Genomic DNA, 26754 nt, shown 5'->3' with positions numbered 1-26754 from the left:
TCGTACATTTAATGCATTAATTTTAAAGAAATGAGGGCTGTGACATGTCAAAGCAACTGCAGATAGAAACCATCCTGGCACAACTGGGGAATAATTCTGACCCGCGGACCGGGGCGATCAACCCGCCTGTTTATTTTTCCACAGCGTATAAGCATACAGGCATCGGAGAGTCCACAGGATACGACTATTCCCGGACGGCTAACCCGACGAGAGATCTGCTTGAAAACGGTATCGCTGCGCTTGAAGGAGGTAAACATGGGTTTGCCCTAAGCTCGGGGATGGCTGCTATCCAGACGCTGTTTGCGATATTTGAAACCGGTGATGAAGTGATTGCAACAAGCGATATTTACGGCGGTACATACCGTCTGTTCGAGGAGGGATGGCGGCACTGGGGCGTGACGGTTACATACGGCGACCCGAGGGATCTCGAAGCCTTTGAACAGCTGATAACAGATAAAACGAAGGCCCTGTTTATTGAGACGCCGACAAACCCGCTGATGCAGGAAGCAGATCTGAAGGAGCTTTCGCTGCTCGCGAAAAAGCACGGGGCCTGGCTCATTGTAGACAATACGTTTTATACGCCGGTGCTTCAGCGTCCGATAGAAGAAGGTGCTGATATTGTGGTGCACTCGGCCTCAAAATATTTGGGCGGCCACAATGATTTGATTGCCGGGCTGATTGTATCAAACGTGGACGAGCTTTCTGAAAAAATTGGCGCGCTTCAAAACGGCATGGGAACAATTTTAAGCCCGTTTGACTCCTGGCTTCTTATGCGCGGGATGAAAACCTTAAAGCTCCGCATGAAGCAGCATACAGAAAACGGAAAAGCGATCGCAGAGTACCTCAGCCGTCACGAGAAGGTAACAGATGTGCTTTATTCGGGTCGGGGAGGCATGCTTTCCTTCCGTCTTGAAAACGAAGAGTGGGTGGATTCATTTTTGCGAAACATTAAAATCATCACGTTCGCAGAAAGTCTGGGCGGAGTCGAAAGCTTTATTACGTACCCGGCAACGCAGACGCATGCAGACATGCCGGAAGCAGTACGGGTCCATAACGGTGTTGATAACCGTCTTCTCCGCTTCAGCATTGGCATAGAGGATAAGGACGATTTAATTGAAGATCTCGAACAGGCGCTCAGAGCGCTGTAACTCATAAGCAGGAGAGGGGCAAAGCTATGAACGTACTCGAAAAACTCGATTCCTCGATTTTGATCGGTGACGGGGCCATGGGCACGTATCTGTACCAGAAGGGCTATAAGGGCTCGTTTGAAGCCATGAATTTAACGGATCCTGAGGCTGTGGAGCATGCTCACCGGGAATACGCAGAAGCCGGGGCGGATATTTTACAGACGAACACCTATGCAGCGAACTGGGTGAAGCTTGCAGGCTACGGCCTTGAAGATAAAGTGCAGGATATTAACCGGGCCGGCGTGCAGCTGGCGAGAAATGCCTCCGGCGGCTCAGCGTATGTATTTGCTACGGTCGGCGGTATAAAAGGCGTTCAGGTGAGCGAACATTCGGATGACTTTTTAAGAGAAGCGCTGCAGGAGCAGGTGGATATCTTGCTGGCGGAACCGGTGGATGGCCTGCTGCTTGAAACGTTCTATGACCTGCCGGAGCTTCTGCAGATCGTCCGCTACATTCGGAGCAGAGATGCAGAAATCCCGATTATTGCCCAGGTGGCGCTTGGAGACGTCGGGGTCATGCACGGGGGAGTGCAGATCAGTGAAGCCTTCAGCCGACTTGAGGATGCCGGAGCTTCGGTGGTCGGGCTCAACTGCCGGATGGGCCCGTATCATATATTGAAATCACTGGAGCAGGCGGAACTGACCGACCGGGCGTATTATTCCGCCTACCCTAACGCCAGTCTGCCAAACTGGTACGACGGCCGTTACGTGTACCAGTCCAACCCCGAGTACTTTTACAAGCAGGCGTTCCGTTTTAAAGAGCAGGGCATCCGTCTGATTGGCGGCTGCTGCGGCACTACGCCTGAGCATGTCCGCATGATAGCGGAAGCGGTCAAACACGACGCTCCGGAAAAAACGAAGCGTCCGGTGAAGGTGGAGACTGCGGTGGCTGAGGCGACAGCCGATAAGGAACCGTTCGTGCCTCTCCATGAAAAAGTAAAAAGTGAAAAAACAGTTATCGTGGAGCTTGACCCGCCGAAAAAGCTGAAAACTGGAAAATTCATACGCGGCTCCCAGGCGCTTCATGACGCAGGGGCGGATGCGGTTACGCTTGCCGATAATTCCCTTGCGTCCCCCCGTATCGACAATCTCGCAATGGGAGCGATGCTTAAGCAGCAGACCTCTGCCCGGCCGTTGCTGCATATCGCCTGCCGGGACCGGAACCTGATTGGCCTACAGTCGCATCTGCTCGGGCTTCATACCATTGGCGTGCGGGATCTGTTGGCAATCACCGGTGATCCTTCGAAGGTTGGGGATTTTCCGGGGGCAAAGTCTGTGTATGATGCCAACTCCGTATCACTTATTTCCCTGATCCGGGAAATGAACGAAGGACGGTTGTTTTCCGGGAAATCCCTCGGGGAAAAAACGAATTTCTCCATCGGGGGAGCCTTCAATCCCAATGTGCTTCATATTGATAAAGCTGTAAAAAGACTGGAAAAGAAAGTGAATGCAGGCGCGCATTATTTTATGACTCAGCCGGTGTATGATATAAACCGGATTAAAACAATTCATGAAGCGGTAAAGGAGCTGAAGGCGCCTGTTTTTATCGGCATCATGCCTCTTGTGAGCGCGGGAAATGCAGAGTTTCTTCATAACGAGGTGCCAGGCATTCAATTGACGGAAGACACGCGAAAACGGATGGCGGCCTGCGGGGATGACGCTGAAGCAGCCCAACGGGAAGGTATCGCTATCGCAAAAGAACTAATTGATGAAACGCTCCGCTATTTTAATGGCATTTATTTAATTACGCCGTTTCTGCGCTATGAAATTACGGCCGAACTGACGAAATATGTTCGGGAGGAGACCAGTGCCGGCGTAACTGAAATTTAACAGTTTTTCTTTCTATCCGATATATTTAGTAAAAGGGGTTTTAGCTATTGTACGAGATTGGAAGCGTTTGGCATCTGCATGAAAATATAAAAACGAAAGCACCACATGACAATGATATCCAATATAAATCCCAGCTGCTTGATGCAGATGAACACACGTTCACGATTGCCATGCCTTCGGAAAGAGAGACCGGTAAAATTACTTCCTTTCACGCAGGAAGAGCCGTCCACGTCTGGTTCGTCGGGGAGGACAGCGCTGTTTATTCGTTTCGCTCGACAGTACTTTCCCGCCAAAAGGGGCGTATACCGGCCCTGATCATTGAACGTCCTGCGAAAAAGGAATGGCAGCGGGTGCAGCGAAGAAACTACGTGCGTGTGGAAGCAGGCGTCAATGCAGCTGTTCACGGCCATTACCGCCCGTTCACCACGGTTACGGTAAATGTGAGCGGCGGTGGATGCATGATCGTCGTGCCGTCAAAAGCAAAGCTGCTTGAAGATGAACAGGTACAGATTACGCTCGCTTTCCCGATGGAAGATGGGGCGATGCATTACCTGCATTGTACTGCTGCGGTAAGAAGAGTACTGGAAAAAGAAGAACGCCGGCCGAAGCGGGCAAGCATGGAGTTTTTGGATCTTGCTGAAAAAGAGCGTCAGGCAGTAATCCGGTACTGTTTTGAACGACAGCGGGCCGCAGCGAATCAGGAAAAACGAATAGGAAGCTAGTGCGTTAGGCCGCCGGAGCGGTCTTTTTCTTTTTGTAAAGCACCGGTAAATAAAAAGTTCGGCAGGTACAATATATGCAAACGGGGCGAAATATGTTAGTTTTGAAAATGATGAGCAAATGCTAAATGTTCAACAATCTAATGGGCGGGGTGCAGGAGGATGAGAAAAATCAATATTGCGATCGACGGGCCGGCCGGTGCTGGAAAGAGCACTGTATCGAAGGGATGTGCCGTTCAGCTTGATTATACATACATCGATACAGGAGCAATGTACCGGGCGCTGTCGTTAAAGGCGCTGCGCACAGGCACGCCCTTGGACGACGGCGGGAAAATGACGGAGCTGTTAAAAGCCGCCAATATCCGCCTTGTGGGCAATCCGAGAGTGAGTGAAGTCTACCTCGACGGGGAAGATGTTTCTGCAGCTATCCGCACGAGTGAAGTGGACAGCGTAGTATCTCTGACCGCGGCCCACCTTGGGGTGCGTGAGGAAATGGCCCTTAAGCAGCGCCGGCTTGCGGCAGAAAAAGGGGCGGTGCTCGATGGCCGGGATATCGGCACTACTATCCTTCCGGATGCGGAATTGAAAATATTCCTGGTTGCTTCTGCAGAGGAGCGTGCAATGCGAAGGTACAAGGAGATGCAGGAGCGGGGCGCGCCGGCGGATTACGATGAAATTTACGAAGCGATCATTCACCGGGACGAATTCGATAAATCCAGAGAGCATTCACCGTTAAAAAAAGCAGAGGATGCTGTGGAGATTGATACCACCGCTCTTACCATTCCGGAAGTTATCAGCAGGATCACAGCGCTTGCAGAAGAGAAGGTGAATTACTCCCATGATGTATAATATCGTAAAGTATTCTGCCTACTTTCTTGCGGTTATTTTTATGCGCGTCCGGGTGACCGGAAGGGAAAACGTGCCGAAGGAAGGGCCGGTTCTCATCTGCTCGAATCATATCAGCAACTTTGATCCCCCTCTGCTTGCCACTCATATTCGCAGAAAAGTGCACTTTATGGCTAAAAGCGAATTGTTTAATAAAAAAATTCTCGGTTTTATTATGTATTTTGTCGGAGCCTTTCCCGTCCGCAGAGGCGTAGTGGACCGAAAGTCATTGAAACAGGGAATTCAATTTTTAAACGAGGGACAGGTTTTATGTCTTTTTCCTGAGGGTACTAGGAGTAAAAGCGGGGAAATAGGAAAAGGATTAACCGGTGCCGGCTTTTTTGCTCTCCGTTCAGACGCGGCAGTAGTTCCGGTTGCTATCAGCGGCCGCTACGGTTTATTCCGGCGTGTGAACGTAGTGATAGGCCAGCCGGTGCCCATGCAGGACCTTCGGACGAATAAAGCGAAAGCTGAAGAAGCGACCGAAGTAATCATGGAAGAAATCAAAGCCGTTCATCAGCAGGCGAAGACAGGCACCAGCCGGCTGCAGTCCGGTTAATTCCTCAAAATCCCCAAAACCCCATAGGCAGGATTTAAGGACACTGAAGGAGGCAATGGTCAATGGCAGATGAAATGAACAACGAACTTGAAGGTATGAAAGAGTTTAACGTGGGAGATATCATTACTGCCACAGTAACAAAGGTGGAAGAGAAACAGGCGTACGCGGATGCCGGCTATAAAGTGGATGCGGTTATTCCGATCAGCGAACTTTCCAGCCTGCACGTGGAGAAAGTAGACGATGTGCTCAAGGAAGGAGATCAGCTCGAATTCAAAGTAACAAAAATGGAAGATGATGAGCTGGTTCTCTCCCGCCGGGCAGCACTTGCCGATAAATCCTGGGGCGAGCTTCAGGAAAAGTATGAATCCGGCGATGTTATTGAGGCCCAGGTGGCTGAAATTGTCAAAGGCGGGCTTGTAGTCGATCTGGGCGTGCGCGGCTTTATCCCGGCTTCGCTCGTGGAAAGATATTATGTGGAAGACTTTTCAGATTATCAGGGAAAAACATTAAGACTAAAAATTGCAGAAATAGATCCGGAAGAAAACAAGCTGATTTTATCTCAGCGTGCCGTTCTGGACGAGGAGGCCGAAGTGAAGAAGAAAGAAGTGCTTGAAAACTTGAATGTAGGAGATACGGTGAAAGGAACAGTGCAGCGCCTGACTAACTTTGGCGCATTTGTGGATGTCGGCGGTGTCGACGGTCTTGTCCACATTTCGCAAATGGCCCATCACCGGGTAGAATCACCAGGAGAAATCGTCAACGAAGGCGATGAGGTCGAAGTGAAAATCTTAGCTGTTGATCCGGACAGCGAAAGAGTTTCTCTGTCGATTAAAGATACCCTTCCTGGACCATGGACGACCATTGAAGGACAAATTGAAGCCGGGGACGTTATCGACGGCCAGGTAAAACGGCTTGTCAGCTTTGGTGCATTCGTTGAAGTGGCTCCCGGAGTGGAAGGCCTTGTTCACATTTCCCAAATTGCGAACCGTCATATCGGAACGCCGGGAGAGGTTCTTGAAGAGGGTCAGGCAGTAACGGCTAAAGTGCTTGATATTAACCCTGCCGAACACCGTATTTCGTTAAGCATCAGAGAACTTGAAAATCCTGAAACCAGTGATTCGAAGGTTCAAAGCGAATACGAAGCACCGGAAGAAGATCATGCGGGCTTCTCCCTTGGAGATATGGTCGGCGATCAGTTGAAAAAATATAAAAAGTAAGGAGATTTGCTTGTGTCAAGGGCTAGGCGGAAACAGGACCACATTGAATATGCTTTATCCACAGGTTTTTCAGCCGAAAGCAGTTTAGATGACATTCAATTTGTCCATCAAAGTCTGCCTGACTCAGCTTCTCTTTATACAGATGCATCAGTAGAAATCGGCGGACTTTCGTTAAGTTCGCCGATTCTTATTAATGCAATGACGGGTGGAGGCGGCGGCGAAACAGCCGCTGTTAATGCTTCACTGGCAGAAGCTGCAGCAGCAACCGGCGTTGCTATGGCAGTCGGTTCTCAAACATCGGCCATCAAAAACGAGCAGGAATCCTATACATACAGAATCGTACGGGAAAAAAATCCTGATGGTATTATTTTTGCCAATACAGGAAGTGAGGTAAGCGTTGACCAGGCGGTGCAGGCGGTCGAAATGATTGAAGCTGATGCTCTTCAGATTCATTTGAATGTCATCCAGGAGCTTGTTATGCCTGAAGGTGACAGGGACTTTCAGGGAGCCCTGGAGCGGATCGGACGGATTGCAAGTGAGCTTTCTGTTCCGGTAATTGTAAAAGAAGTAGGGTTTGGGATTTCCTTTGAAACGGCAGTTAAGCTGAGAAGCTCCGGGGTAGCCGTTATTGACGCTGGTGGCAGCGGGGGGACGAATTTTTCCATGATTGAAAACAAAAGACGGGAGCGTCCGTTTGCTTTCTTCGATCAATGGGGCATCCCGACAGCAGCCGCTATCGCTGAAACTGTGCATGCCTGGCATCCCGGCAGCGTTATCGGTTCAGGGGGCGTAAGACACGGCCTGGATGTTGCAAGGGTTATTGCCCTTGGAGGGAGCGCCAGTGGAATGGCAGGAGCCGTCCTAAGAGAAGCGAAAAACAGCGGAGCGGAAGGCGCTGCTTCTTTTCTCCGGCAGATACAGGAGGAACTGAAAACAGTAATGACGGCAGTTGGAGCTCAAAACATTAAGGAACTGCAAAGGGCACCAGTGGTTCTGCGCGGGGACACAGCCCACTGGCTGAAGGAGCGAGGCATTGATACGTCTGTATACAGCCGCCGTTCGATATAAGGGGAGAAAAACCAACCAGGCGCATTTTGCTGCCTGGTTTTTCCTTGTTTTACCCGCTGGATACAAATTTGGGGGAGAGGAACGTATCTGTTTCATGTTATGATAATGAAGATAGATTTAGAGACAGAAAGGAATCAAAATGATGGTAAAACCTACAGTCGCCATTGTCGGCAGGCCAAATGTCGGCAAATCAACAATATTCAACCGTATTATCGGAGAACGAATGGCTATCGTCGAAGACGAGCCGGGTATTACAAGAGACAGGCTTTACGGGGAAGGTGAATGGCTGCACCGCTTCTTTCACGTGATTGACACCGGAGGCATTGAACTGAATGATGAACCTTTGCTCACTCAAATTCGGGAGCAGGCGAAGCTTGCTATCGACGAGGCAGATGTCATTATTTTTATCGTGAACGGGCGGGACGGCATTACGGCTTCAGATGAAGAAGTCGCAGACATTCTGCTTCGATCCAAAAAACCGGTCATCACGGCCGTGAATAAAATAGACAACTATGAAATGCGGGAGCAGATGTATGAATTCTATTCCCTTGGCCTCGGAGAAGTATTTCCGATTTCCGGTTCCCACGGCCTCGGCCTCGGTGATCTGCTGGATGAAGTGCTCGAACGGTTTCCTGTGGAGGACGAAGAGGAAAAGGACGATGACACGATTCATATGGCAGTCATCGGTCAGCCGAATGTGGGGAAATCCTCTCTCGTGAACGCAGTACTCGGGGAAGAACGCGTCATTGTGAGCGATATTCCCGGCACGACGAGAGATGCGGTGGACACGGAGTTCGAAAAAGACGGCCAGAAATACAGCATCATTGATACGGCGGGCATGCGCCGGCGGGGAAAAGTGTATGAAAAAGCAGAAAAATACAGTGTACTCCGGGCGATGCGTGCCATGGAACGGGCCGATGTAGCTGTTGTCGTTCTCGACGGCGAAGCAGGCATCCGGGAACAGGACAAAAAAGTAGCAGGCTATGCGCACGACTCCGGCCGGGCTATCGTTATTGTAGTTAACAAATGGGATGTAGTGGAAAAAGACGACAAAACGATGCACCGGTTCACCGAAGAAATTCGGGAGGAGTTCCAGTTCCTCGACTATGCCCCGATCGTTTTCCTTTCGGCCAAGACGAAGCGGAGAATGCAGAACCTTTTGCCGGTAGTAAGTCAGGTGGCTGAAAATCATCACGTACGGGTCCCTACCAATGTGTTAAATGAAGTTATTATGGATGCGGTTATTATGAATCCAACCCCGACCCACAGCAATAAACGCCTGCGTATCAATTTTGCAACACAGGTGGCTTCAGGCCCTCCGGTTATCGTGTTGTTTGTAAATGATCCGGAGCTTCTGCATTTTTCATATCGCAGATATTTGGAAAATAAATGCCGCGAAGCCTTCTCGTTTGAAGGGACACCGCTTCGAATCGTGGCCAGAAAGAAAAACGAATAGCAGCCGGAAATGGTTTGGTAAGGGGAGAGTGCAATGGGAGTAATTCTTGCAGTTGTGATTGGCTATCTAATCGGCTCAGTTAGTTTTAGTTATCTATTTGTGCAGCGAATAAAAAAGGTGGACGTCCGTTCTGTCGGGAGCGGCAATGCCGGAGCCACAAATACCCGGCGGGTCCTGGGCACAAAATGGGCGGTGGTGGTGCTGCTTTTAGACGTGCTGAAAGGAATGGTGGCGGTCTGGCTCGGCTTCTTTTTCCAATGGACAGCCTCGGCCCTTTTGCCCGGATTTTTGTCGTTAAGCCAGGTGGACGGTCTGGCTCCCGCTCTTGGCGGTCTTGCCGCCGTACTTGGACATAACTGGCCGGTCTATTTTGGCTTCCGCGGTGGCAAAGGTGTAGCAACGGCCATCGGAGTTATCAGTGTACTCGTCTTTTTTCCGGCAATTTATGTCGGGATTATAGCGATTGCAGCGATTGCAGTTACCGGTTACGTGTCTCTTGGCTCTCTGTTGTTTGCTGTTTTAACCCCGGTGGCGGTTTTCTATACCCAGTCGACCAACGGACATCCGGAGACCTATCTGTATTTAACCGTTTTTCTTGGCCTTCTGTCGATATGGAAGCACCGTACAAATATCGTCCGCCTGCTGCGTGGCAATGAAAGCTCATTGTATAAAAAGAGCAGTGAAGGATAAAAGGAGTTAAAAACATGAAGAAACAGGCAGCTGTTATTGGAGCAGGAAGCTGGGGAACGGCCCTGGCTTCTGTGTTAGGACAAAATCAGCATTCGGTGCGTCTTTGGTGCCGCAGAGAAGCGCTGGCTGAAGAAATCAACACCACACACAGAAATGAAGGCTATTTAAAAGGGATTGTCCTGCCCGAAAATATAGTGGCCACCACTGATATAAAGGAAGCAGCAGGTGAGGCTTCCTACATTGTGCTTGCGGTTCCGAGCGGGGCAGTCAGAAAAATCGCCCGCGAGTTAATGCCGTATCTTCAGCCGGAAACCATTGTCGTACATGCAGCTAAAGGCATCGAGCCTGACTCGTTTTTAAGAGTATCGCAAATTCTCGAAGAAGAGTGGACGGATATTTCTTTTAAAGGAATGGCCGTGCTTTCGGGGCCAAGCCATGCGGAAGAAGTGGCAGAGCAGCAGCCAACCACTGTCGCGGTGTCAGGCACCTCTGAACAAGTACAGACCCGGGTGCAGGAGCTGTTTATGAACCAGGCTTTCCGTGTATACACAAATGATGATTTTCTCGGTGTCGAGATTGGCGGGGCGCTGAAAAACATTATTGCCCTCGGTATCGGTCTTACATCAGGACTTGGATACGGGGATAACGCAAAGGCTGCTTTAATGACAAGAGGGCTGGCGGAAATTACACGTCTTGGCACCCATCTGGGAGCATCCCCGCTTACCTTTACCGGCCTTTCGGGTCTTGGGGATTTGATCGTTACATGTACAAGTGAACACAGCCGGAACTGGCGGGCTGGAAATCAAATCGGCTCAGGCAAAAGCCTCGAAGACGTACTGGAGCAGATGGGGATGGTCGTTGAAGGAGTGCGGACTACCGAAGCTGTCTACCACTGGTCCAGGTCTCTTGGAGTGGAAATGCCAATTACAGAAGGGCTGTATAAAGTTCTGTTTGAACACGTGCCGCCGGAGAAAATGGCAAAGTCCCTGATGGAGCGTGGAAAGAAAAATGAAAAAGAGCACTCCATCATGCTGCTCGATGATAATGATTAATGCGCCTGTTACGTTAAAGGCGCCCCTTTTGCTTTCTAAAAGGGCTTGTGCTAAAATTTCTCAAGACAAACAGCAGTGGCTGAAGGCAGCAGAAGTTGATTGGAGGACTTACGGTGGCTAATTTTGATCACGAAAAAATAAAAGAAGGTGTCAGGCTGATTCTTGAAGGTGTTGGTGAAGATGCCGGCCGGGAAGGCCTGCTCGACACTCCGGACAGGGTAGCCCGTTTATACCAGGAGGTTTTTGCCGGGCTGCATGAATCAGCAGACGAGCATTTAAAAACTGTATTTGGGGAAGACCACGAGGAACTGGTACTGGTAAAAGATATTCCGTTTTTTTCGATGTGCGAGCATCACCTGGTCCCCTTTTTCGGTAAGGCTCACGTAGCCTACATTCCAAAAGGCGGAATGGTGACAGGTCTGAGTAAGCTGGCCCGGACCGTGGAAACAATTGCCAAACGTCCGCAGCTTCAGGAGCGTATCACGTATACTATTGCAAACGAAATTGTTTCGACACTTGAACCTCACGGAGTGATGGTCGTTCTTGAAGCTGAACATATGTGTATGACGATGCGCGGCGTGAAAAAGCCGGGATCTATGACGGTAACGTCCGCAGTGAGAGGAACATTTGAAGAAGATCAGGCGGCAAGGAGCGAAGTTCTTTCGCTGATTAAGCACTGATCACCAGCAGATAAAAATCAGGCGCCTGCAGAAAGCAGGCGCTTTACCATGGGCACAAACCGAAAACAGGGAGGGTCTTAAAATGCAGAATGGAGATGATTTTATCGTCATCCGTGCAGAAGAAGACGGTGTCAACGTTATGGGCTTGACCCGCGGCAAGGACACTCGTTTTCATCACTTGGAAAAATTAGACGGCGGAGAAGTACTTATTGCTCAGTTTACCGAGCATACATCTGCGATCAAGGTGCGCGGCAACGCGGTTATACAAACAAGCTACGGCGAAATAAAGGCAGGAAGCGGGGAAGATTAATGTAATCTTTCTTGGAAACAAAGAGCCTGTGCTATAATTGGAGAGCATAGGACGTAAGAAATGAAATCACCAGCATTTAAGGGGTTGGGGGAAGCGGCATGAACAACTACTGGACACCATGTGCAGAGGAAATAAAAAAAGAGTTTCAGCGCCTGACCCAGCACTCGTACATTGAGCAGAAAATCGGGCTGCCGGAAGCGCACGAAGAGACGGTTCACCTTCTGCTGGAAGCGTTAAGTGGGGCCAAAGTGCCCCGGGAACGAATGGTGGAACAAATTGCAGCTGTACTGCTCGTGCAGTCAGCATTTAAGGCTCATGAACAGATTCAGCTGCATAACGACGGCGATGACAAGAAAATAAGGCAGCTGACGATTTTGAACGGGGATTTGATGAGCAGTCTTTACTATCGTCTGCTCAGTACTGCTTTTCATCAGGAAATCCTTATAGTTTTCACATCAGCAATCCGGAGCATGAATGAAGCGAAAATGAAGCTGCATTTTGGTGAGTGCCAGGACTATACCGATATGCTTCAAACACTTAGAATGAGTGAAGCGGGCATTGTGGAAGCGGTTATCCATTTTTACGGGCGCCCGCATCTTGCAGTGGCTTCCTCCTCTATTTTTGCCTTGAAAAGACTGCTTCATGAATGGGAATGGTTTGGCCGTACCGAAGAATTTTCAGCCAGCGCTGCCCAGGTGCAGCACTGGGAAGGTCACTCGCAGAGCGCCCGCCAAATATTAAAACAATTAATCGATCAAGAACACAGCTTTTTTCATCAGCATGTCGAAAAAGACGAACAGCTCTCTGAGGGGCTGCACTCGCTAATGGATGAATGGATAGCTGTAGGTATTGAGTAAAAGGGGTTTCAATGATGGCTACCCAAAAAGAAAATAAAGTATATCAGGTCTTCCAGTCTATTTCAGGCAACTACGACCACATGAACAGCGTGATCAGCTTTCGGCTGCATAAACGCTGGCGGAAAAAAACAATGAAGCAGATGAACGTCCACCGTGGAGCGAAAACGCTCGATTTATGCTGTGGCACGGCTGACTGGACGATTCAGCTTGGAAAAGCAGTAGGAAAAGCCGGCAGCGCCACCGGCATTGATTTCAGTGAAAAAATGCTGGAGGTCGGCCGGGAGAAGGTGCACCGGGAACAACTCACAAACATCGATTTAATACATGGAAATGTAAACAGCCTTCCGTTTCCGGATGACTCGTTTGATTATGTAACGATAGGCTTCGGTCTCCGGAACGTATCCGATTACCTGCGGGTGCTTAAGGAAATGCAGCGGGTGCTGAAGCCTGGCGGTACCGCTGTGTGCCTGGAAACATCCTGGCCGGAAAACAGCCTTGTAGAAAAATTTTATTCCTTTTATTTTCAGTCGGTCATGCCGGTCATAGGGAAAGTACTGATTAACCGGTACGATGAATATCGTTGGCTCCAGGAATCGACCATGGCCTTTCCGTCAAAAGAAACGCTTGGGGTTATGTTCATGGAAGCAGGGTTCAGCCGGGTGCAGATGTCTCCTTTTTCTGCCGGCACCGTCTGTGCCCATATTGCACGCAAAAAGTGATAAAATGACAGTGATAAGGAAGTTGAACCAATGAATAAAATTAAAACCATTTTAGAAATGATAAAATTCGAACATACCGTATTCGCCCTCCCTTTTGCATTTTTGGGAGCGGCGCTCGGCGGCCTGATGATCAACGGCTCCTGGCCCTCCATTGCTGACTGGATATGGATCACACTGGCAATGTTTGGTGCCCGCAGCGCTGCAATGACGCTGAACCGCCTGATTGATGCAGAAATAGACGCCCGCAATCCGCGAACGGAAACACGTGCCATTCCTGCAGGAGACGTTTCAAGAGGTCAAGCCATTTTATTTGTGCTTGGATCTTTTTTTGTTTTATTTATCGCTGCGTTTCAGTTAAATATGCTGGCGGTCTACCTTCTGCCGATTCCTGTCTTTTTTATGACGCTGTATTCCTACACAAAGCGCTTCACCTGGCTTTGCCATGTGTTTTTAGGAATAACAATTGGTATCGCGCCGCTCGGCGGATGGGTAGGAGTAACTGGCACGCTTCAGCCGGAGGCATTTTTGCTGTTTACGGCGGTAGCTATGTGGATTGGTGGATTTGATATAATTTATGCCACACAGGATGCGGAGTATGACAAGCGCGTCGGGCTGAATTCCATCCCGGCCCGCTTCGGGATTGCGAAAGCTCTTTACATTTCCCGGGGGTTTCACCTCGTCAGTCTGATTTCCCTGCTTGCACTGTATCTGCTTTCGCCACTCAGCTGGTTTTATCTTATTGGACTTGCCGCAGCTGCGGCAATCATGATTTACGAGCATTCTCTGGTGAAGCCTTATGACCTGTCGAAGGTTGGAGTCGCCTTTTTTCCCATGAATGGGATTATCAGCATCGTGATATTAGTATTTACCCTTGGAGATATTTTAATGTAAAAACATGTACACCTGTACAGTGAAGATGTATACGATTTGGAGAGATGGTTATGTCCATAACAATGGGAGAAATCGCTTATACGAACGCAAAACCGTTTTTTTATTATCTCGACCGTCAAAAGCTTGAGCAGGAGGGGGTGCAGTTCGAACAGGACGTACCTGCTTCGCTGAACCGAAAACTCGAAGAACAAAAGCTGAGCGGAAGTGCTGTATCTTCATTTGCTTTTGGGTCCAGTACGCATGCTCTTTCGCTTCTGCCTTCTCTTTGTGTAGCTTCTGCCGGCAAAGTACGGTCCATTTTGTTCTATTCCCGTTACCCTCTTGATGAGCTTGTGGGGAGGCGGATTGCGTTAACATCGACAAGTGCGACAAGCGTTCATCTGCTGAAAATTATACTGCAGGAATTCTATCAGGTGACAGAAGCGCAGTATCAGACGCAGGCACCGGATCCGGTGAAAATGAAAGAGCAGAACGACGCTTACCTGTTAATTGGCGATGACGCCATCAGGGCTTCCTGGGAGGAAAGCGACTGGTTCTGTTACGATCTCGGCGAACTTTGGTATGCTCATACCGGCCTGCCGATGGTTTACGCTGTATTTGCTGTTCAAAACGAATCGTTCCATCAGGCTGAGAGCACATGGTCTGCTCTGCATCAGGATTTTTTACAAAGCCGCCGCACAGCACAGCAGGACAATTTTGCCGAAATGGCCAGTGATTACAGTCACAGGCTTGGAGGCAGCAGGACGTATTGGCAGAACTACTTCCGGGGGCTTCATTTCACGCTTGGGACCAGAGAGCAGGAAGGCCTGCTTTATTATTACCATCTCGCTTATAAGTATGGATATTTAAATGAAGCAGTTGAAAGTTTAGATATTTTGCAGCCGGGAGACGAGGTGCATTATTTATTTTGAAGGTGAATAAGATGAAGCTGATGGATCTGTACAGAGATTTAAAACCGGATATAAAAGTGATCGAAAAAACGCTTGAAGAAGCGGTGGACTCGAAGCACGCCGTCTTGACTGAAGCGTCGAATCATTTATTAAAAGCTGGAGGCAAACGAATCCGGCCGGTTTTAGTGCTGCTAAGTGCGAAATTTGGAAATTATGATATCGGGCATATCAAACATGCTGCTGCTTCACTTGAACTGATACACATGGCTTCTCTTGTTCATGATGATGTGATAGATGATGCTGAGCTGCGCCGGGGCGAATCTACAGTCAAAGCGGCATGGGACAACAAAGTAGCGATGTACACCGGCGATTATATCTTTGGAAGTGCGGTTGAGCGCGCAGCCTATTACCGGGACCCTGTCATCAACCGGATTATCTCAAAGACGCTGATCGAAATATGCGTCGGCGAGATCGAACAGATCCGGGACCAGTACAACTGGGAGCAGCCGCTGCGGACGTATCTGCGCAGAATCCGCAGAAAGACAGCGGTTTTGATTGCCGCCGGCTGTGAGCTCGGTGCTGCAAGCGCCGGAGCATCAAAAAAGACGCAGCGCCAGCTTTACCGGTACGGCTATCACCTTGGCATGTCCTACCAGATTATCGATGATATTCTCGATTTTACCGGGAGTGAAAAAGAGCTTGGAAAACCTGCCGGAGGGGACCTTAGGCAGGGAAATGTAACGCTGCCTGCGCTGTATGCGATGCATCATAATCCGCATCTGCAGGAAAAAATCAGTGCAGCTATTCAGGAGGAGGCAGTCGACGAAGGCCAGGTGCAACGTATATTGTCGGAAGTCAATAGTTCCGGGGGCATCGAATATGCGAAAACAATGAGTGAGCGGTATCTGGAGAAAGCGTATGAAGCGATTGCCACTTTGCCGGACATAGAGGCAAAGGATTCCTTAAAGGATATAGCTGCGTATATTGGCGGCAGAAAATATTAGATCCCCTTCCAGTCCGTAATTGCTAACGCTTTCAACTTTTGCTATACTAATTTTGGTAATTAGTAATGGATGGGGGAAAAAATATGACAAGTGAACGCACGTTTGTAATGGTTAAGCCGGACGGGGTTCAGCGCGGACTGGTCGGCAGCATTGTTCAGCGTTTTGAAGAAAAAGGGCTGAAAATCGCCGCCGGTAAATTTATGCAGATTTCACCTGAATTAGCCCAGAAGCATTACGAAGAACATAAAGAAAAACCTTTTTTTAATGATCTGGTCGGTTTTATTACGTCGGGCCCCGTATTTGCCGTAGTACTCGAAGGCCAGGATGCTATACATATTTCGCGGCTGCTGATCGGGAAAACAGATCCAAAAGAAGCACCGGCAGGAACGATCCGCGGCGATTTCGGGCACGTGAAAGAGAAAAATGTTATCCACGGCTCAGATTCCCTGGAGAGCGCGGACCGGGAGATCGGTTTGTTTTTCAAACCGGAGGAAGTACTTGAATATGAACGCTCCATCGATGCGTGGCTGTAAAACAAGATTAAGCTGATACACTTTTGGGAATACACTCTTATAGACAATTCAAGATAAGGGTGATAATCAATGATGTATTTACTGGCAATACTGTTGCCGCCGGTAGCGGTGCTGATCGTCGGCCGGCCGTTTCAGGCATTTATCAATTTTCTGCTGCTCCTGATTTTCTGGGTGCCGGCATCCATTCACGCCTGCTTCGTCGTAGCTGATTCCAAAGCGGAAAAACGGGCGAAAAGGTATTAATCTAAAGCGTGTCCCTGCAGGGGGCCCGCTTTTTTTATTATTTACTGGTAAAAGCCACTCACCTGGTTATCAGGTGAATATTTTCTTTCTGCTGGTCGATATAATGGAAAAGATCTTTGATCGGAATCTGAAGAATCAAGGCTGCCGTGATATAATAACGATACTCAGCAAAGTGGGGATACGATGACAAGCAGGCAAAATGCAGCAGTGGAAAATCAAATGGATGATGATTACGGTTTGTTCGTGCAAAAAATGAAGGGCCTAACCGGCCTGGACCTGCATTTATACAAAGAGGCGCAGATGAAGCGGCGGCTGTTTTCCTTTTTACAGAAAAAAGGTTTTCATTCGTTCACAGATTTATTTGACCGGGGTCTTCAGAAAGACGAAGTGCTTTTGAAGGAAATACTTGACCGGATGACTATCAATGTTTCCGAATTTTTTCGTAATCCTGCCCGTTGGGAGGTGCTTCAGACATCGATTCTTCCGGGAATACTTAACAAACGCAGTGATCCGCACATATGGTCTGCAGCGTGTTCTACTGGTGAAGAACCTTACTCGCTCTGGATGATGATGAAAGAAGCATTTCCGGGTTCTTCCTTTTCCATTACGGCGACGGATATAGACAGCCGCATCCTTGAACAGGCGCAGATGGGTCTCTACTCGGCCCGTGCAGTAGAAAATGTGCCTCCGGCGTATCGGCAGAAATATTTTGAAGCGAGTCCGCCGGCCTACCAGTTTGATACCAAAGCGGCAGCCCGGGACATTCGCTTTAAAAAGCAGAATCTGCTTGCAGATAATCCGGTGAGGGAGGTGGATGTTATCATTTGCAGAAATGTAATGATTTATTTTACAGAAGAAGCGAAGGATTATATCTACCAGCAGTTCTACGGTGCGCTGCGCCCGGGAGGTGTTTTGTTTGTCGGAAGCACGGAGCAGATGTTTCACCCGGAAAAGTATAAGTTTGAGCCGGCCGGGACCTTTTTTTACCGCAAAAGCTAAGCTTTTCAGGAAGATGAAAGAAGGCAGTTTCACTAAATAGAGGATTATGTTATCATTTACTGCATAAAAGCACTAAAGAGATACGTATGGAGCAAAGGGGAGAGATGGCACATATGAGATTTTTAACCGCAGGAGAATCACACGGACCACAGCAGACAACGATCGTTGAGGGAGTTCCGGCACAGATGGAGCTTCTTGAAGAGGATATCAACCAGGAACTTGCAAGACGGCAGGGTGGATACGGACGCGGCCGCAGAATGCAGATCGAAAAAGATAAGGTGAAGTTTTTAAGTGGAGTCCGGCATGGGAAAACAACCGGCGCACCAATTACAATGGTCGTCGAAAATGACGATTTTGTGCACTGGGAAAAGATTATGGGCACCGAACCGCTCTCTGAAGAGGAAGCGGAAAAAGTGAAGCGCAAAATTACCCGTCCCCGTCCCGGGCACGCAGATTTGAACGGGGCTATTAAATACGGGCATCGTGACATGAGAAACGTGCTCGAGCGTTCCTCGGCCAGAGAAACAACTGCCCGGGTGATGGCAGGGGCACTGGCGAAAAAAATTCTCAAAACCTTCGGAATAGAAGTTGGAGGCCAGGTTCTTACGATAGGTGGTATTCATTCAGCACAGACGTCTTATTCCTCCATGCAGGAGCTTCAGGAAAAGTCAGAAGCGTCTCCAGTCCGCTGCCTGGACCCTGAAGCGGAGAAACAAATGATGGAAGCGATCGACAAGGCGAAGGCGGATGGCGATTCCATTGGCGGCGTTGTCCAGACTGTAGTGGAAGGCCTGCCGGTAGGTCTGGGCAGTCACGTGCAGTATGATCACAAGCTTGATGGCAAAATCGTCGGCGCGGTTGCAAGCATTAATGCCTTTAAAGGGGCTGAAGTTGGTATCGGCTTTGAAGCGGCTAACCGGCCGGGAAGCCAGGTGCATGATGAGATTGTCTGGGACGAAGAGAACGGCTATTACCGGAGCACGAACAACCTTGGCGGATTTGAAGGCGGGATGACCAATGGCATGCCGGTGGTCATCCAGGGCGTGATGAAGCCGATCCCGACCCTCTATAAGCCGCTGCAAAGCGTAGATATTGATTCCAAAGAACCGTTTAAAGCGAGCATTGAGCGTTCGGACAGCTGTGCGGTGCCTGCTGCTTCGGTTGTAATGGAAAACGTCGTGGCGTTTGAGGTAGCCGTCTCCTTTCTGGATATGTTCGGCACAGATAATGTTGACCGTATCCGCCGGAACTTTGAAGAGTACATACAGGAAGCGAAGGATTTTTAACCGATGGAAACTGTACAGATACAGGCGGAGAAAAGAAGCTACCCGGTAATAATCGGGGGAGGGCTCCGCTATCAGCTTGCAGACGTTTTAAAGGAGATAACAGCAGACAGCAGCCGTTTCCTGCTCGTCGTGGACGAGGTGGTGGAGGCCCTCTACCGGGAAGAAACAGAAAGCCAGCTGGCCCGGCTTCTGCCTGTGAGCACCTATGTGATGCCGTCAGGTGAGCAGTCCAAATCGGCGGAGGAGCTTTCCCGGCTGTGGGAGTTCGCAGCGGAAAGCGAAATGGACAGAAAGTCGGTATTTGTGGCGCTCGGCGGGGGTGTGGCCGGTGATTTGACCGGGTTCGCAGCTGCCGGATACATGAGGGGAGTAGACTATATTCAGCTGCCGACCACTCTTCTTGCCCAGGACAGCAGCGTAGGAGGGAAAACGGGCATTAACCTGCGTGCAGGCAAAAACCTGGCCGGTGCCTTCCATCCGCCTCTGGCTGTCATATATGACACGCAGACACTGCACACCCTGCCCGACGCCGAGTGGCGCTCCGGCTTTGCCGAAATGATCAAGCACGCCTACCTTGACGGAGAGGTCTTTTTGCAGGATTTAAAAGCCCGCGTGCAGAGCGTGGAGGATATGAAGTCGCCCGAAGTAGCTTCCTGGATTAAACGGTCGATTGAAGTCAAAGCGCGTATTGTCGAAGAGGATGAACGCGAGCAGGGTGTGCGGGCCTTTTTGAATCTGGGGCACACACTTGGGCATGCCCTGGAGAAAGAAATGGGCTACGGACGTATCACGCACGGAGAAGGAGTGGCGGCCGGCCTGTGGTTTGCTCTTGCGGTAAGTAATTACGAAGGCGCAGGCCACTGGGATCTGGAAAAAGAAAAAGCATGGCTCGAATCACTGGGCTACCCGGTGGACGCCCCAGGCGGGCTTTCAGCTGACACGCTAGTGGAAGCGATGAAAAGAGATAAAAAAGCTTCCTACGGGGATATTCATTACGTGCTGCTCGAAAAGCCGGGGAAACCGCTGACAGCAAAAGTGGAAGAAAACACGATCAGGCAGCTGCTCGATCGCTATTATAAATAGGCAGGTGACAACAGTGATACGAGGTGTACGGGGTGCAACAACGGTAAAAGAAAACCACGCAGAAGAGATCTGGGAAGAAACCGGACGGGTACTTAAGGAAATGATAGCGGAAAATCATATTACCGCAGACCAGGTATCGCATATTTGGTTTACGGTCACTTCTGATCTGGATGCTGCTTTTCCGGCAAAAGCAGCGAGGGAGATTCCTGGATGGGAGTTTGTTCCGGTAATGTGTGCCCAGGAAATCCCGGTGCCTGGCAGCCTGGAGCGTTGCATCCGTGTGATGATGACTGCGGATGTAAATGTACCTGCAAAAGATGTGCAGCATATCTTTTTAAACGAAGCGGTGGCGCTTCGTCCGGACCTTGGATTGACAAAGCAGAAGGATTCCTAGTAGGATAAGTATAAGCTAGAGTAACGATAGTTAAGGTATAGATGAGCGCTGCCACCGGAGGCAGCATAGAGAGTTAGAAGAGCAGAGGCAGAATAGCGGAGAATAGAAGATACCTGACAACACATTTAACCAATAAATCCTGCGTAGTATATGCAGGGTTCTCTTCTATCATGCCTCTCTGTCCCCAGAGAGGTTTTTCTCGTGTTCTGGCATGCTTTTCCTATTAAAGGAGGAAAAACCGTGACCAAAACAACGAAGCAGGCATTCACTGACGCGTCTTTATCCCACCGCACAATTCCATATATGGAGCATTACTTTTCCGATACCCTCACCCCCATTGATGTATTTCGTCACTTTCAGGAGGACGCAGTATATCTGCTTGAAAGTAAAGACGAAGCCTCTCCATGGTCGCGCTACTCGTTTGTCGGGCTTCATCCCTCCTACCGGATTGTAGAGCAGGGAGGAGAATTCCGTCTCGAGAAAACGGACGGCGCCCTCATACTTACAGCTTCCGATCTGGAAGCCTGCATGCAGCAGGCGACAGACTATATTGATCCTTCGCTGCCGGATGTGGATCTCCCATTTAAAGGCGGTGCTGTCGGGGCCCTCTCGTACGATGCTGTGGAATTGTTTGAGCCAAAGCTTGCGCCGGAGAATGCCCCGGAATCACGCATACACTTTGTGTACTGCCGCACGATTATGGCGCTCGATCAGACGAACAAAGAGCTGACGATCATCTATTATGATGAACATACAGAGAAAGAACCTGAAAAACGCTTTGAGGAAGCGAAGGCAACGGTAGGGAAGCTTCAAAAAAGTCTTCAGAACGGTAATTCCGGCTCCGCGATGTATCCGCCGCTTGAAAAAAATACAGCCGTGGACTTCAGCCGGGTCCAGTCCAATTATTCGAAGGAAGATTTCATGGATGCGGTGGAGAAAATTAAGGAATATATTGTAGCCGGAGACGTATTTCAGACAGTGCTGTCCCAGCGCTTTGAGCTGCCGACAACGGTGAGTGGCTTCGACCTTTACCGGGTGCTTCGCATGATTAATCCGTCGCCGTACTTGTTTTACCTGCGGCTTGGCGAAACTGAAGTGGTGGGAAGCTCTCCGGAACGGCTCGTGCAGGTGCTGGACGGTCACGTGGAAATTCATCCGATTGCCGGAACCCGCAAACGGGGACAGACCGACACAGAAGATAAAGCACTCGAAGAAGAACTGCTTGCCGATGAAAAAGAGCGGGCGGAGCACTTTATGCTCGTTGATTTGGCTCGAAATGATGTTGGGCGGATTGCCTCCTACGGCACGGTGGAAACGCCGGTGCTGCTTGAAACAGTCCGTTTTTCTCACGTGATGCATATTATTTCGAAGGTGACAGGAAGGCTTTCTCCTTTCGTTTCCCCGGTCGCAGCTCTCCAATCTGCTTTCCCGGCCGGAACCGTTTCCGGAGCACCGAAAATCCGTGCGATGGAAATTTTAAAGGAACTCGAGCCGACAAGACGCGGAATGTACGCCGGTGCTGTGTGCTATATGGGCTTTGACGGCAACATTGACTCCTGCATTGCCATCCGGACGATGCTTGTGGAAAATCAGACAGCAAAGGTCCAGGCCGGTGCTGGTATCGTTGCCGATTCAGACCCGGCATCGGAATACGAAGAGACGCAGAATAAAGCAGCCGCTCTTCTCCGTACTGTAGCCGCTGCCGAAGCAATGTTCACCGATGAGAAGGGAGAGAATATTCATGCTTAAAGCACTGTTGAATAAATGTATTGAGGGGCATACACTAAAAGAACAGGAAGCAGAACAGGCAATGGACTTTATTATGCAGGGAGAGGCTACACCGAGCCAGATTGCCGGTCTTATTTCCATTATGCGTTTCCGGGGCGAGACGGTGGAAGAGCTGACCGGATTTGTCCGCAGTATGCGCCGTCACGCCCTTTCGTTAGAGCATGAGGAGCCTTCTCTTCTCGATACGTGCGGAACCGGCGGCGACGTAAGTTCAACGTACAATATTTCCACTGCTTCTGCGATCGCGTTAAGCGGAGCGGGGATCAGGGTAGCCAAGCACGGCAACCGCTCGGTATCATCCAAAAGCGGCAGCGCCGACGTATTGGAAACACTGCAGGTGCCCGTGCAGTCAGGACCTGAGGAAGCGGTTAAAGCACTGCAGGAAAAAGGGCTTGCCTTTTTGTTTGCCCCGCTTTACCACGTAGCGATGAAGCATGCAGGCACTCCAAGAAAAGAACTCGGTTTTCGTACAATCTTTAACGTGCTCGGGCCGTTAACAAATCCGGCAAATGCTGATATTCAGGTGGTCGGTGTGTTTGACCGGGAATACGGAGAGAAAATGGCCTACGTACTGAAAAATTTGGGTGCGAGCCGGGCGTTATTTGTGACCGGCAGAGATGGACTGGATGAAATGACAATTTCGGACAGTACCTATATTACGGAGCTTCGCGACGGGGAGATTACGAAATATGAAATTACGCCGGAAGAGGCAGGGCTGACGAGAGCTCCCGTCGAAGAGGTGCAGGTGGAGACAGCCGAAGAAAGCGCAGCGCTGATTGAAAGCATTTTTAACGGCTCAGAAACGGGAGCCGCAAAAGATATTTTACTATTAAACATGGGTGCTGCATTTTATGCTGCCGGCCGGGCAGAAACAATCGCAGACGGCGTGCAGCTTGCGGAGGAAGTCATCCGCGGGGGCAAAGCCGAACAGCAGCTGCAGCGCCTGCGGGGAAATGAGGTTAAATCAACGTATGCTTGAAAAAATACTGCAAACTAAACAGGAGGAGCTCTCCCATATTACGGTTGGTGAGCGTCCGGATGTACCGTTTTATTCTCTGAAAAAAGCACTGCAGCAGGATCCGCAGAACGTACAGATTATTGCGGAAGTCAAAAAAGCTTCGCCCTCCAAAGGACTGATACGGAGCGATTTTGATCCGGAGGCCATCGCTCTTGGCTATGAACAGGGAGGTGCCGCTGCCCTGTCGGTGCTGACGGATGAAACGTATTTTCAGGGAAGCAGCAGCTATCTGACAGCGGTCAAAAAAATATCTTCTCTGCCTGTACTGCGCAAGGACTTTATTATTGATGCCAGACAGGTGGAGGAAAGTGCAGCGATCGGGGCAGACGCTATTTTACTGATCGCAGAAGCCCTTGCGCCGGAAAAGCTGCACGAATTGTACCGGCAGGCTTACGGGCTCGGGATGGAGGTGCTTGTAGAAGCACATTCCCCCGAAAAGCTGCACGACCTTCTCCATCAGTTTACGCCGGAAATTATCGGCATCAACAACCGTGATCTTCATACGTTTCATACAGAACTCGGGCAGACAGGAAAAGCAGCTTCGTTTATACCGGAAGGCAGCGTACTCGTCAGTGAAAGCGGCATCCGTACAAACGAAGACCTTGATTATATACAGCTGCTCGGGGCAGAGGCGGCGCTTGTCGGTGAATCCCTGATGAGGCAGCCGGACGTACGTGAAGCTTTACTAAAACTGCGGGGAGTGAACGAGCATGCCTCCACAGACACCGATGTTTAAAATGTGCGGCCTGCACTCCGAAAATGATGTGCGGCTTTCAGCTTCTTCCTCTGCTGACTTTGCGGGGTTTGTATTTGCCCCGGGGAAACGGGAAGTGGAGCCGGGAGCCGTTCGCGAGTGGCTGCAGGTCCACCCGCTGCACGATAAAAAGGTTACCGCCCTGTTTGTGAATGCGCCGGTGCGAAGAGTGATTGCGACCGTGGAAGAAATACAGGCAGACGTGATTCAGCTGCACGGCGAGGAGCCGCCGGAAGAAGCGGCGATCATCCGGCACCGTACTGGCAAGAATGTTTGGAAAGCCCTGCCGCACGGAGAATATACGCATCAACAGATTGATGCCTATGCGGACTACGTGGATGGCTTCATCATCGACGCCAAAGTCAATGGCCGGTTTGGAGGGGCCGGCGCATCCTTCGCCTGGGAGCACGTGCCGGGCTATATTAAAGCTGGAAAGGCCCACCGGCTTCCGCTATTTATCGCAGGAGGAGTTCGGCCGGAAAATGTTGAAGACCTGCTTGCGTATCATCCGGCGGGTATTGATATTTCCAGTGGACTGGAAAAAGACGGAATAAAAGATGCCGGTTTATTAGAACAATTAGAGAAGAGGTTGAATAGCTATGCAGCAGATATATCCCGATGAACATGGACGGTACGGGGATTATGGCGGAAAATATGTACCCGAAACGCTCATGTATGCACTGGAGGAGCTTGAAGAGGCATTTAACGCTGCCTGGGAGGATGAATCCTTTCACGAGGAGTACCAGGATATTCTGCGTGAATATGCCGGCCGCGAAACGCCGCTGACGTTTGCGGGGCATTTGACGGAGCATCTGGGCGGAGCTCAGATTTATTTAAAACGGGAGGATCTTCTGCATACCGGTGCCCATAAATTAAACAATGCCATCGGCCAGGTGCTTCTGGCAAGACGCATGGGGAAATCAAAAATCGTTGCCGAAACAGGCGCCGGCCAGCACGGCGTAGCGACGGCGACCGTCTGTGCTAAGTTTGGGCTGGAGTGCAAGGTGTTTATGGGCGAAGAGGATATGGAGCGGCAGGCGCTGAATGTTTTCCGCATGGAGCTGCTGGGAGCAGAAGTACTGCCTGCATCGTCCGGAAACAAAACCTTAAAAGACGCCACCAATGAAGCGATCCGTTACTGGGTGACCAACGTCGAAGATACGTTTTATTTAATCGGTTCAGTCGTTGGTCCGCATCCATATCCAATGATTGTGCGGAATTATCAGCGGATCATCGGCGATGAAACGAAACGGCAGATGCAGACGCGTTGCGGCGCTCTTCCGGATGCGATTGCAGCATGCGTGGGAGGCGGGAGCAATGCGATCGGCATGTTTTATCCGTTTCTGGAAGACGATGTAAAGCTTTACGGGGCAGAGGCAGCTGGTATGGGAATTCATACAGCATTGCACGCAGCAACGATTTCAAAGGGCACCCGCGGGGTCATTCACGGGTCACTGACGTATTTAATCCAGGACGAAAATGGACAGATTATTGAGCCGTATTCTATTTCTGCCGGACTGGACTACCCGGGCATTGGTCCGGAGCACGCCCATCTGGCCGAAAGCGGCCGCGTGGAATACACGGGCGTGACAGACGAACAATCGCTTGAAGCACTTTCGCTGTTAACGAAGAAAGAAGGTATTCTACCGGCAATTGAATCCTCTCACGCGCTCTACCTGGCATTTGAAAAGGCCAAACAGATGGACAGAAATGAACGAATCGTTATCTGCCTCTCGGGGCGTGGAGATAAAGACGTTGAAACGATCCGCCGCCGCATGGAAGGAGAGAGCAGTGATGAATAAAGCAACAAATGTGCTGTCTGTGGAAGAAGCAGCAGCGCAGGCGCCTTACCCTCTGTTTGTGCCATTTATTATGGCAGGGGACCCGGATGAGGAAGCGACCATTTCGATTGCTCTTTCGCTTCAGGAAGCGGGCGCCCATATTTTAGAGCTTGGCATTCCGTATTCTGATCCGCTGGCTGATGGGCCGCTGCTTCAGCGCTCAGCCCAGCGCGCACTCAAAGGAGGCATGAGCCTGAAAGGGGCTCTGCGCATGATCCGGACGATGAGAGAACGCGGACTGACGATTCCGGTCGTCGTGTTTTCCTACGTCAATCCCGTGCTCCGTATGGGAGAAGAAACGTTTGTCAAAGAAGCGGCGTCCGCGGGAGCGAACGGGGTACTGATTCCGGATCTTCCCATGGAAGAAAGCAGTTTTATCAGTGAGCTTGCAAGAGAGAAGGAGCTGTCGGTCATTTCACTTGTGGCGCCGACGTCAGCCCACCGTATTGAAAAAATTGCCTCCCAGGCCCAGGGCTTTCTGTACTGCGTTTCAAGTCTTGGTGTAACAGGTACGAGAGACGCTTTCCCGGATGAGGCGTATGCGTTTATCCGCAAAGTGAAAGAAGCAAGCACGGTGCCGGTCGCTGTTGGATTTGGCATCTCCAACCGCCGGCAGGTGGAGCTGCTCGACGGCGTGAGCGATGGCATTGTCGTCGGCAGTGCGATTATGAAAATCGTCGAACAGCAGCAGGAGGCACTCGTTTCGGCTGAAAAGACAGAGCGCGAGCAGGCACTGAACGAAATTAAAACCTTTGTCTCCGAGTTAATTTCGTCGTAAGATAGTAATCAGCATACAAAGACG

29 protein-coding genes are annotated in these 26754 nt (G+C 50.1%); all 29 read left to right on the top strand.

Translation table 11 applies throughout. The features are described from left to right. Positions 1-44: 44 nt before the first annotated feature. The gene (locus SIC45_RS08490) at positions 45-1148 is read left to right on the top strand and encodes a methionine biosynthesis PLP-dependent protein (RefSeq protein WP_298786005.1); all 1104 of its coding nucleotides are present in this window, start codon (positions 45-47) and stop codon (positions 1146-1148) included. 26 nt (positions 1149-1174) lie between these two features. Further along, positions 1175-3016 (top strand): bifunctional homocysteine S-methyltransferase/methylenetetrahydrofolate reductase, encoded by a 1842-nt coding sequence (locus SIC45_RS08485; RefSeq protein ID WP_319631825.1) that lies wholly within the window; start codon positions 1175-1177, stop codon positions 3014-3016. Between the two features lie 47 nt (positions 3017-3063). Further along, positions 3064-3738, top strand: a complete 675-nt coding sequence (locus SIC45_RS08480) for a flagellar brake protein (protein WP_319631824.1) — start codon at positions 3064-3066, stop codon at positions 3736-3738. 159 nt (positions 3739-3897) lie between these two features. Further along, positions 3898-4584: a (d)CMP kinase gene (cmk, locus tag SIC45_RS08475; RefSeq protein WP_298785999.1), complete on the top strand. Its 687-nt coding sequence runs from the start codon at positions 3898-3900 to the stop codon at positions 4582-4584. Then, the gene (locus tag SIC45_RS08470; RefSeq protein ID WP_319631823.1) at positions 4574-5179 is read left to right on the top strand and encodes a lysophospholipid acyltransferase family protein; all 606 of its coding nucleotides are present in this window, start codon (positions 4574-4576) and stop codon (positions 5177-5179) included. The genes cmk and SIC45_RS08470 overlap by 11 nt, the downstream gene beginning before the upstream one ends. 62 nt (positions 5180-5241) lie before the next feature. Next, a complete protein-coding gene (gene rpsA / locus SIC45_RS08465; RefSeq protein ID WP_319631822.1) occupies positions 5242-6396 on the top strand; it encodes a 30S ribosomal protein S1 in 1155 nt (384 codons plus the stop codon). A 12-nt stretch (positions 6397-6408) separates the two neighbouring features. After that, a complete protein-coding gene (gene fni, locus SIC45_RS08460; RefSeq protein WP_319631821.1) occupies positions 6409-7464 on the top strand; it encodes a type 2 isopentenyl-diphosphate Delta-isomerase in 1056 nt (351 codons plus the stop codon). A gap of 142 nt (positions 7465-7606) precedes the next feature. Further along, positions 7607-8920 carry a ribosome biogenesis GTPase Der gene (der, locus tag SIC45_RS08455; protein WP_319631820.1) on the top strand — a complete coding sequence of 438 codons (1314 nt, stop codon included), beginning with the start codon at positions 7607-7609 and terminating at the stop codon, positions 8918-8920. Between the two features lie 33 nt (positions 8921-8953). Beyond that, a complete protein-coding gene (gene plsY, locus SIC45_RS08450) occupies positions 8954-9610 on the top strand; it encodes a glycerol-3-phosphate 1-O-acyltransferase PlsY (RefSeq protein WP_298785991.1) in 657 nt (218 codons plus the stop codon). 14 nt (positions 9611-9624) lie between these two features. Then, positions 9625-10662 carry an NAD(P)H-dependent glycerol-3-phosphate dehydrogenase gene (locus tag SIC45_RS08445; protein ID WP_319631819.1) on the top strand — a complete coding sequence of 346 codons (1038 nt, stop codon included), beginning with the start codon at positions 9625-9627 and terminating at the stop codon, positions 10660-10662. Positions 10663-10775: 113 nt separating this feature from the next. Next, the gene (gene folE, locus SIC45_RS08440) at positions 10776-11342 is read left to right on the top strand and encodes a GTP cyclohydrolase I FolE (RefSeq protein WP_298785987.1); all 567 of its coding nucleotides are present in this window, start codon (positions 10776-10778) and stop codon (positions 11340-11342) included. A gap of 82 nt (positions 11343-11424) precedes the next feature. Continuing rightward, positions 11425-11652 (top strand): trp RNA-binding attenuation protein MtrB, encoded by a 228-nt coding sequence (mtrB, locus tag SIC45_RS08435; protein ID WP_298785985.1) that lies wholly within the window; start codon positions 11425-11427, stop codon positions 11650-11652. Positions 11653-11750: 98 nt separating this feature from the next. Continuing rightward, complete coding sequence (locus SIC45_RS08430) at positions 11751-12509, top strand: heptaprenyl diphosphate synthase component 1 (protein ID WP_319631818.1); 759 nt, start codon at positions 11751-11753, stop codon at positions 12507-12509. Between the two features lie 14 nt (positions 12510-12523). After that, positions 12524-13228 (top strand): demethylmenaquinone methyltransferase, encoded by a 705-nt coding sequence (locus tag SIC45_RS08425; protein ID WP_319631817.1) that lies wholly within the window; start codon positions 12524-12526, stop codon positions 13226-13228. A gap of 30 nt (positions 13229-13258) precedes the next feature. Next, the gene (locus tag SIC45_RS08420; RefSeq protein WP_319631816.1) at positions 13259-14119 is read left to right on the top strand and encodes a UbiA-like polyprenyltransferase; all 861 of its coding nucleotides are present in this window, start codon (positions 13259-13261) and stop codon (positions 14117-14119) included. A 50-nt stretch (positions 14120-14169) separates the two neighbouring features. Continuing rightward, on the top strand, positions 14170-15030 hold the full coding sequence (locus SIC45_RS08415; RefSeq protein WP_319631815.1) for a menaquinone biosynthesis protein: 861 nt from the start codon (positions 14170-14172) through the stop codon (positions 15028-15030). Between the two features lie 11 nt (positions 15031-15041). Further along, positions 15042-16013: a heptaprenyl diphosphate synthase component II gene (gene hepT, locus SIC45_RS08410; protein ID WP_319631814.1), complete on the top strand. Its 972-nt coding sequence runs from the start codon at positions 15042-15044 to the stop codon at positions 16011-16013. An 83-nt stretch (positions 16014-16096) separates the two neighbouring features. Next, positions 16097-16546 (top strand): nucleoside-diphosphate kinase, encoded by a 450-nt coding sequence (gene ndk / locus SIC45_RS08405; RefSeq protein WP_319631813.1) that lies wholly within the window; start codon positions 16097-16099, stop codon positions 16544-16546. A gap of 69 nt (positions 16547-16615) precedes the next feature. Continuing rightward, the gene (locus tag SIC45_RS08400) at positions 16616-16789 is read left to right on the top strand and encodes a YqaE/Pmp3 family membrane protein (RefSeq protein ID WP_022792269.1); all 174 of its coding nucleotides are present in this window, start codon (positions 16616-16618) and stop codon (positions 16787-16789) included. A gap of 183 nt (positions 16790-16972) precedes the next feature. Continuing rightward, the gene (locus SIC45_RS08395) at positions 16973-17788 is read left to right on the top strand and encodes a protein-glutamate O-methyltransferase CheR (RefSeq protein ID WP_319631812.1); all 816 of its coding nucleotides are present in this window, start codon (positions 16973-16975) and stop codon (positions 17786-17788) included. A gap of 113 nt (positions 17789-17901) precedes the next feature. Then, positions 17902-19074, top strand: a complete 1173-nt coding sequence (aroC, locus tag SIC45_RS08390; RefSeq protein WP_319631811.1) for a chorismate synthase — start codon at positions 17902-17904, stop codon at positions 19072-19074. A gap of 3 nt (positions 19075-19077) precedes the next feature. Continuing rightward, positions 19078-20157, top strand: coding sequence for a 3-dehydroquinate synthase (aroB, locus tag SIC45_RS08385; RefSeq protein WP_319631810.1), 1080 nt, complete (start codon positions 19078-19080; stop codon positions 20155-20157). 13 nt (positions 20158-20170) lie between these two features. Continuing rightward, a complete protein-coding gene (gene aroH / locus SIC45_RS08380) occupies positions 20171-20551 on the top strand; it encodes a chorismate mutase (protein ID WP_298785966.1) in 381 nt (126 codons plus the stop codon). Between the two features lie 240 nt (positions 20552-20791). Next, complete coding sequence (gene trpE, locus SIC45_RS08375) at positions 20792-22300, top strand: anthranilate synthase component I (protein ID WP_319631809.1); 1509 nt, start codon at positions 20792-20794, stop codon at positions 22298-22300. Further along, positions 22293-23318, top strand: coding sequence for an anthranilate phosphoribosyltransferase (gene trpD, locus SIC45_RS08370; protein ID WP_319631808.1), 1026 nt, complete (start codon positions 22293-22295; stop codon positions 23316-23318). The genes trpE and trpD overlap by 8 nt, the downstream gene beginning before the upstream one ends. Continuing rightward, positions 23311-24093, top strand: coding sequence for an indole-3-glycerol phosphate synthase TrpC (trpC, locus tag SIC45_RS08365; protein WP_319631807.1), 783 nt, complete (start codon positions 23311-23313; stop codon positions 24091-24093). Before trpD ends, trpC begins: the two co-directional genes overlap by 8 nt. Beyond that, positions 24068-24733, top strand: a complete 666-nt coding sequence (locus SIC45_RS08360) for a phosphoribosylanthranilate isomerase (protein WP_319631806.1) — start codon at positions 24068-24070, stop codon at positions 24731-24733. The genes trpC and SIC45_RS08360 overlap by 26 nt, the downstream gene beginning before the upstream one ends. Beyond that, on the top strand, positions 24711-25913 hold the full coding sequence (trpB, locus tag SIC45_RS08355) for a tryptophan synthase subunit beta (protein WP_298785957.1): 1203 nt from the start codon (positions 24711-24713) through the stop codon (positions 25911-25913). Before SIC45_RS08360 ends, trpB begins: the two co-directional genes overlap by 23 nt. Continuing rightward, positions 25906-26730 carry a tryptophan synthase subunit alpha gene (gene trpA, locus SIC45_RS08350; RefSeq protein ID WP_319631805.1) on the top strand — a complete coding sequence of 275 codons (825 nt, stop codon included), beginning with the start codon at positions 25906-25908 and terminating at the stop codon, positions 26728-26730. The genes trpB and trpA overlap by 8 nt, the downstream gene beginning before the upstream one ends. Positions 26731-26754: the final 24 nt, after the last annotated feature.

The organism is Marinococcus sp. PL1-022 (genome assembly GCF_033845285.1).
Classification (GTDB): Bacteria; Bacillota; Bacilli; order Bacillales; family Marinococcaceae; genus Marinococcus.
The sequence above is the reverse complement of the archived record's forward strand: the minus strand, read 5'-3'. Positions and strand labels throughout refer to the sequence as shown.

Bases quoted from the DNA above. Each gene is read 5' to 3' on its own strand.
- SIC45_RS08490 (WP_298786005.1), top strand. From the start codon at position 45: ATGTCAAAGCAACTGCAGATAGAAACCATCCTGGCACAACTGGGGAAT.
- SIC45_RS08485 (WP_319631825.1), top strand. From the start codon at position 1,175: ATGAACGTACTCGAAAAACTCGATTCCTCGATTTTGATCGGTGACGGG.
- cmk (WP_298785999.1), top strand. From the start codon at position 3,898: ATGAGAAAAATCAATATTGCGATCGACGGGCCGGCCGGTGCTGGAAAG.
- SIC45_RS08470 (WP_319631823.1), top strand. From the start codon at position 4,574: ATGATGTATAATATCGTAAAGTATTCTGCCTACTTTCTTGCGGTTATT.
- rpsA (WP_319631822.1), top strand. From the start codon at position 5,242: ATGGCAGATGAAATGAACAACGAACTTGAAGGTATGAAAGAGTTTAAC.
- der (WP_319631820.1), top strand. From the start codon at position 7,607: ATGGTAAAACCTACAGTCGCCATTGTCGGCAGGCCAAATGTCGGCAAA.
- plsY (WP_298785991.1), top strand. From the start codon at position 8,954: ATGGGAGTAATTCTTGCAGTTGTGATTGGCTATCTAATCGGCTCAGTT.
- SIC45_RS08445 (WP_319631819.1), top strand. From the start codon at position 9,625: ATGAAGAAACAGGCAGCTGTTATTGGAGCAGGAAGCTGGGGAACGGCC.
- mtrB (WP_298785985.1), top strand. From the start codon at position 11,425: ATGCAGAATGGAGATGATTTTATCGTCATCCGTGCAGAAGAAGACGGT.
- SIC45_RS08430 (WP_319631818.1), top strand. From the start codon at position 11,751: ATGAACAACTACTGGACACCATGTGCAGAGGAAATAAAAAAAGAGTTT.
- SIC45_RS08425 (WP_319631817.1), top strand. From the start codon at position 12,524: ATGGCTACCCAAAAAGAAAATAAAGTATATCAGGTCTTCCAGTCTATT.
- SIC45_RS08420 (WP_319631816.1), top strand. From the start codon at position 13,259: ATGAATAAAATTAAAACCATTTTAGAAATGATAAAATTCGAACATACC.
- SIC45_RS08415 (WP_319631815.1), top strand. From the start codon at position 14,170: ATGTCCATAACAATGGGAGAAATCGCTTATACGAACGCAAAACCGTTT.
- hepT (WP_319631814.1), top strand. From the start codon at position 15,042: ATGAAGCTGATGGATCTGTACAGAGATTTAAAACCGGATATAAAAGTG.
- ndk (WP_319631813.1), top strand. From the start codon at position 16,097: ATGACAAGTGAACGCACGTTTGTAATGGTTAAGCCGGACGGGGTTCAG.
- SIC45_RS08400 (WP_022792269.1), top strand. From the start codon at position 16,616: ATGATGTATTTACTGGCAATACTGTTGCCGCCGGTAGCGGTGCTGATC.
- SIC45_RS08395 (WP_319631812.1), top strand. From the start codon at position 16,973: ATGACAAGCAGGCAAAATGCAGCAGTGGAAAATCAAATGGATGATGAT.
- aroC (WP_319631811.1), top strand. From the start codon at position 17,902: ATGAGATTTTTAACCGCAGGAGAATCACACGGACCACAGCAGACAACG.
- aroB (WP_319631810.1), top strand. From the start codon at position 19,078: ATGGAAACTGTACAGATACAGGCGGAGAAAAGAAGCTACCCGGTAATA.
- trpD (WP_319631808.1), top strand. From the start codon at position 22,293: ATGCTTAAAGCACTGTTGAATAAATGTATTGAGGGGCATACACTAAAA.
- trpC (WP_319631807.1), top strand. From the start codon at position 23,311: ATGCTTGAAAAAATACTGCAAACTAAACAGGAGGAGCTCTCCCATATT.
- SIC45_RS08360 (WP_319631806.1), top strand. From the start codon at position 24,068: ATGCCTCCACAGACACCGATGTTTAAAATGTGCGGCCTGCACTCCGAA.
- trpB (WP_298785957.1), top strand. From the start codon at position 24,711: ATGCAGCAGATATATCCCGATGAACATGGACGGTACGGGGATTATGGC.
- trpA (WP_319631805.1), top strand. From the start codon at position 25,906: ATGAATAAAGCAACAAATGTGCTGTCTGTGGAAGAAGCAGCAGCGCAG.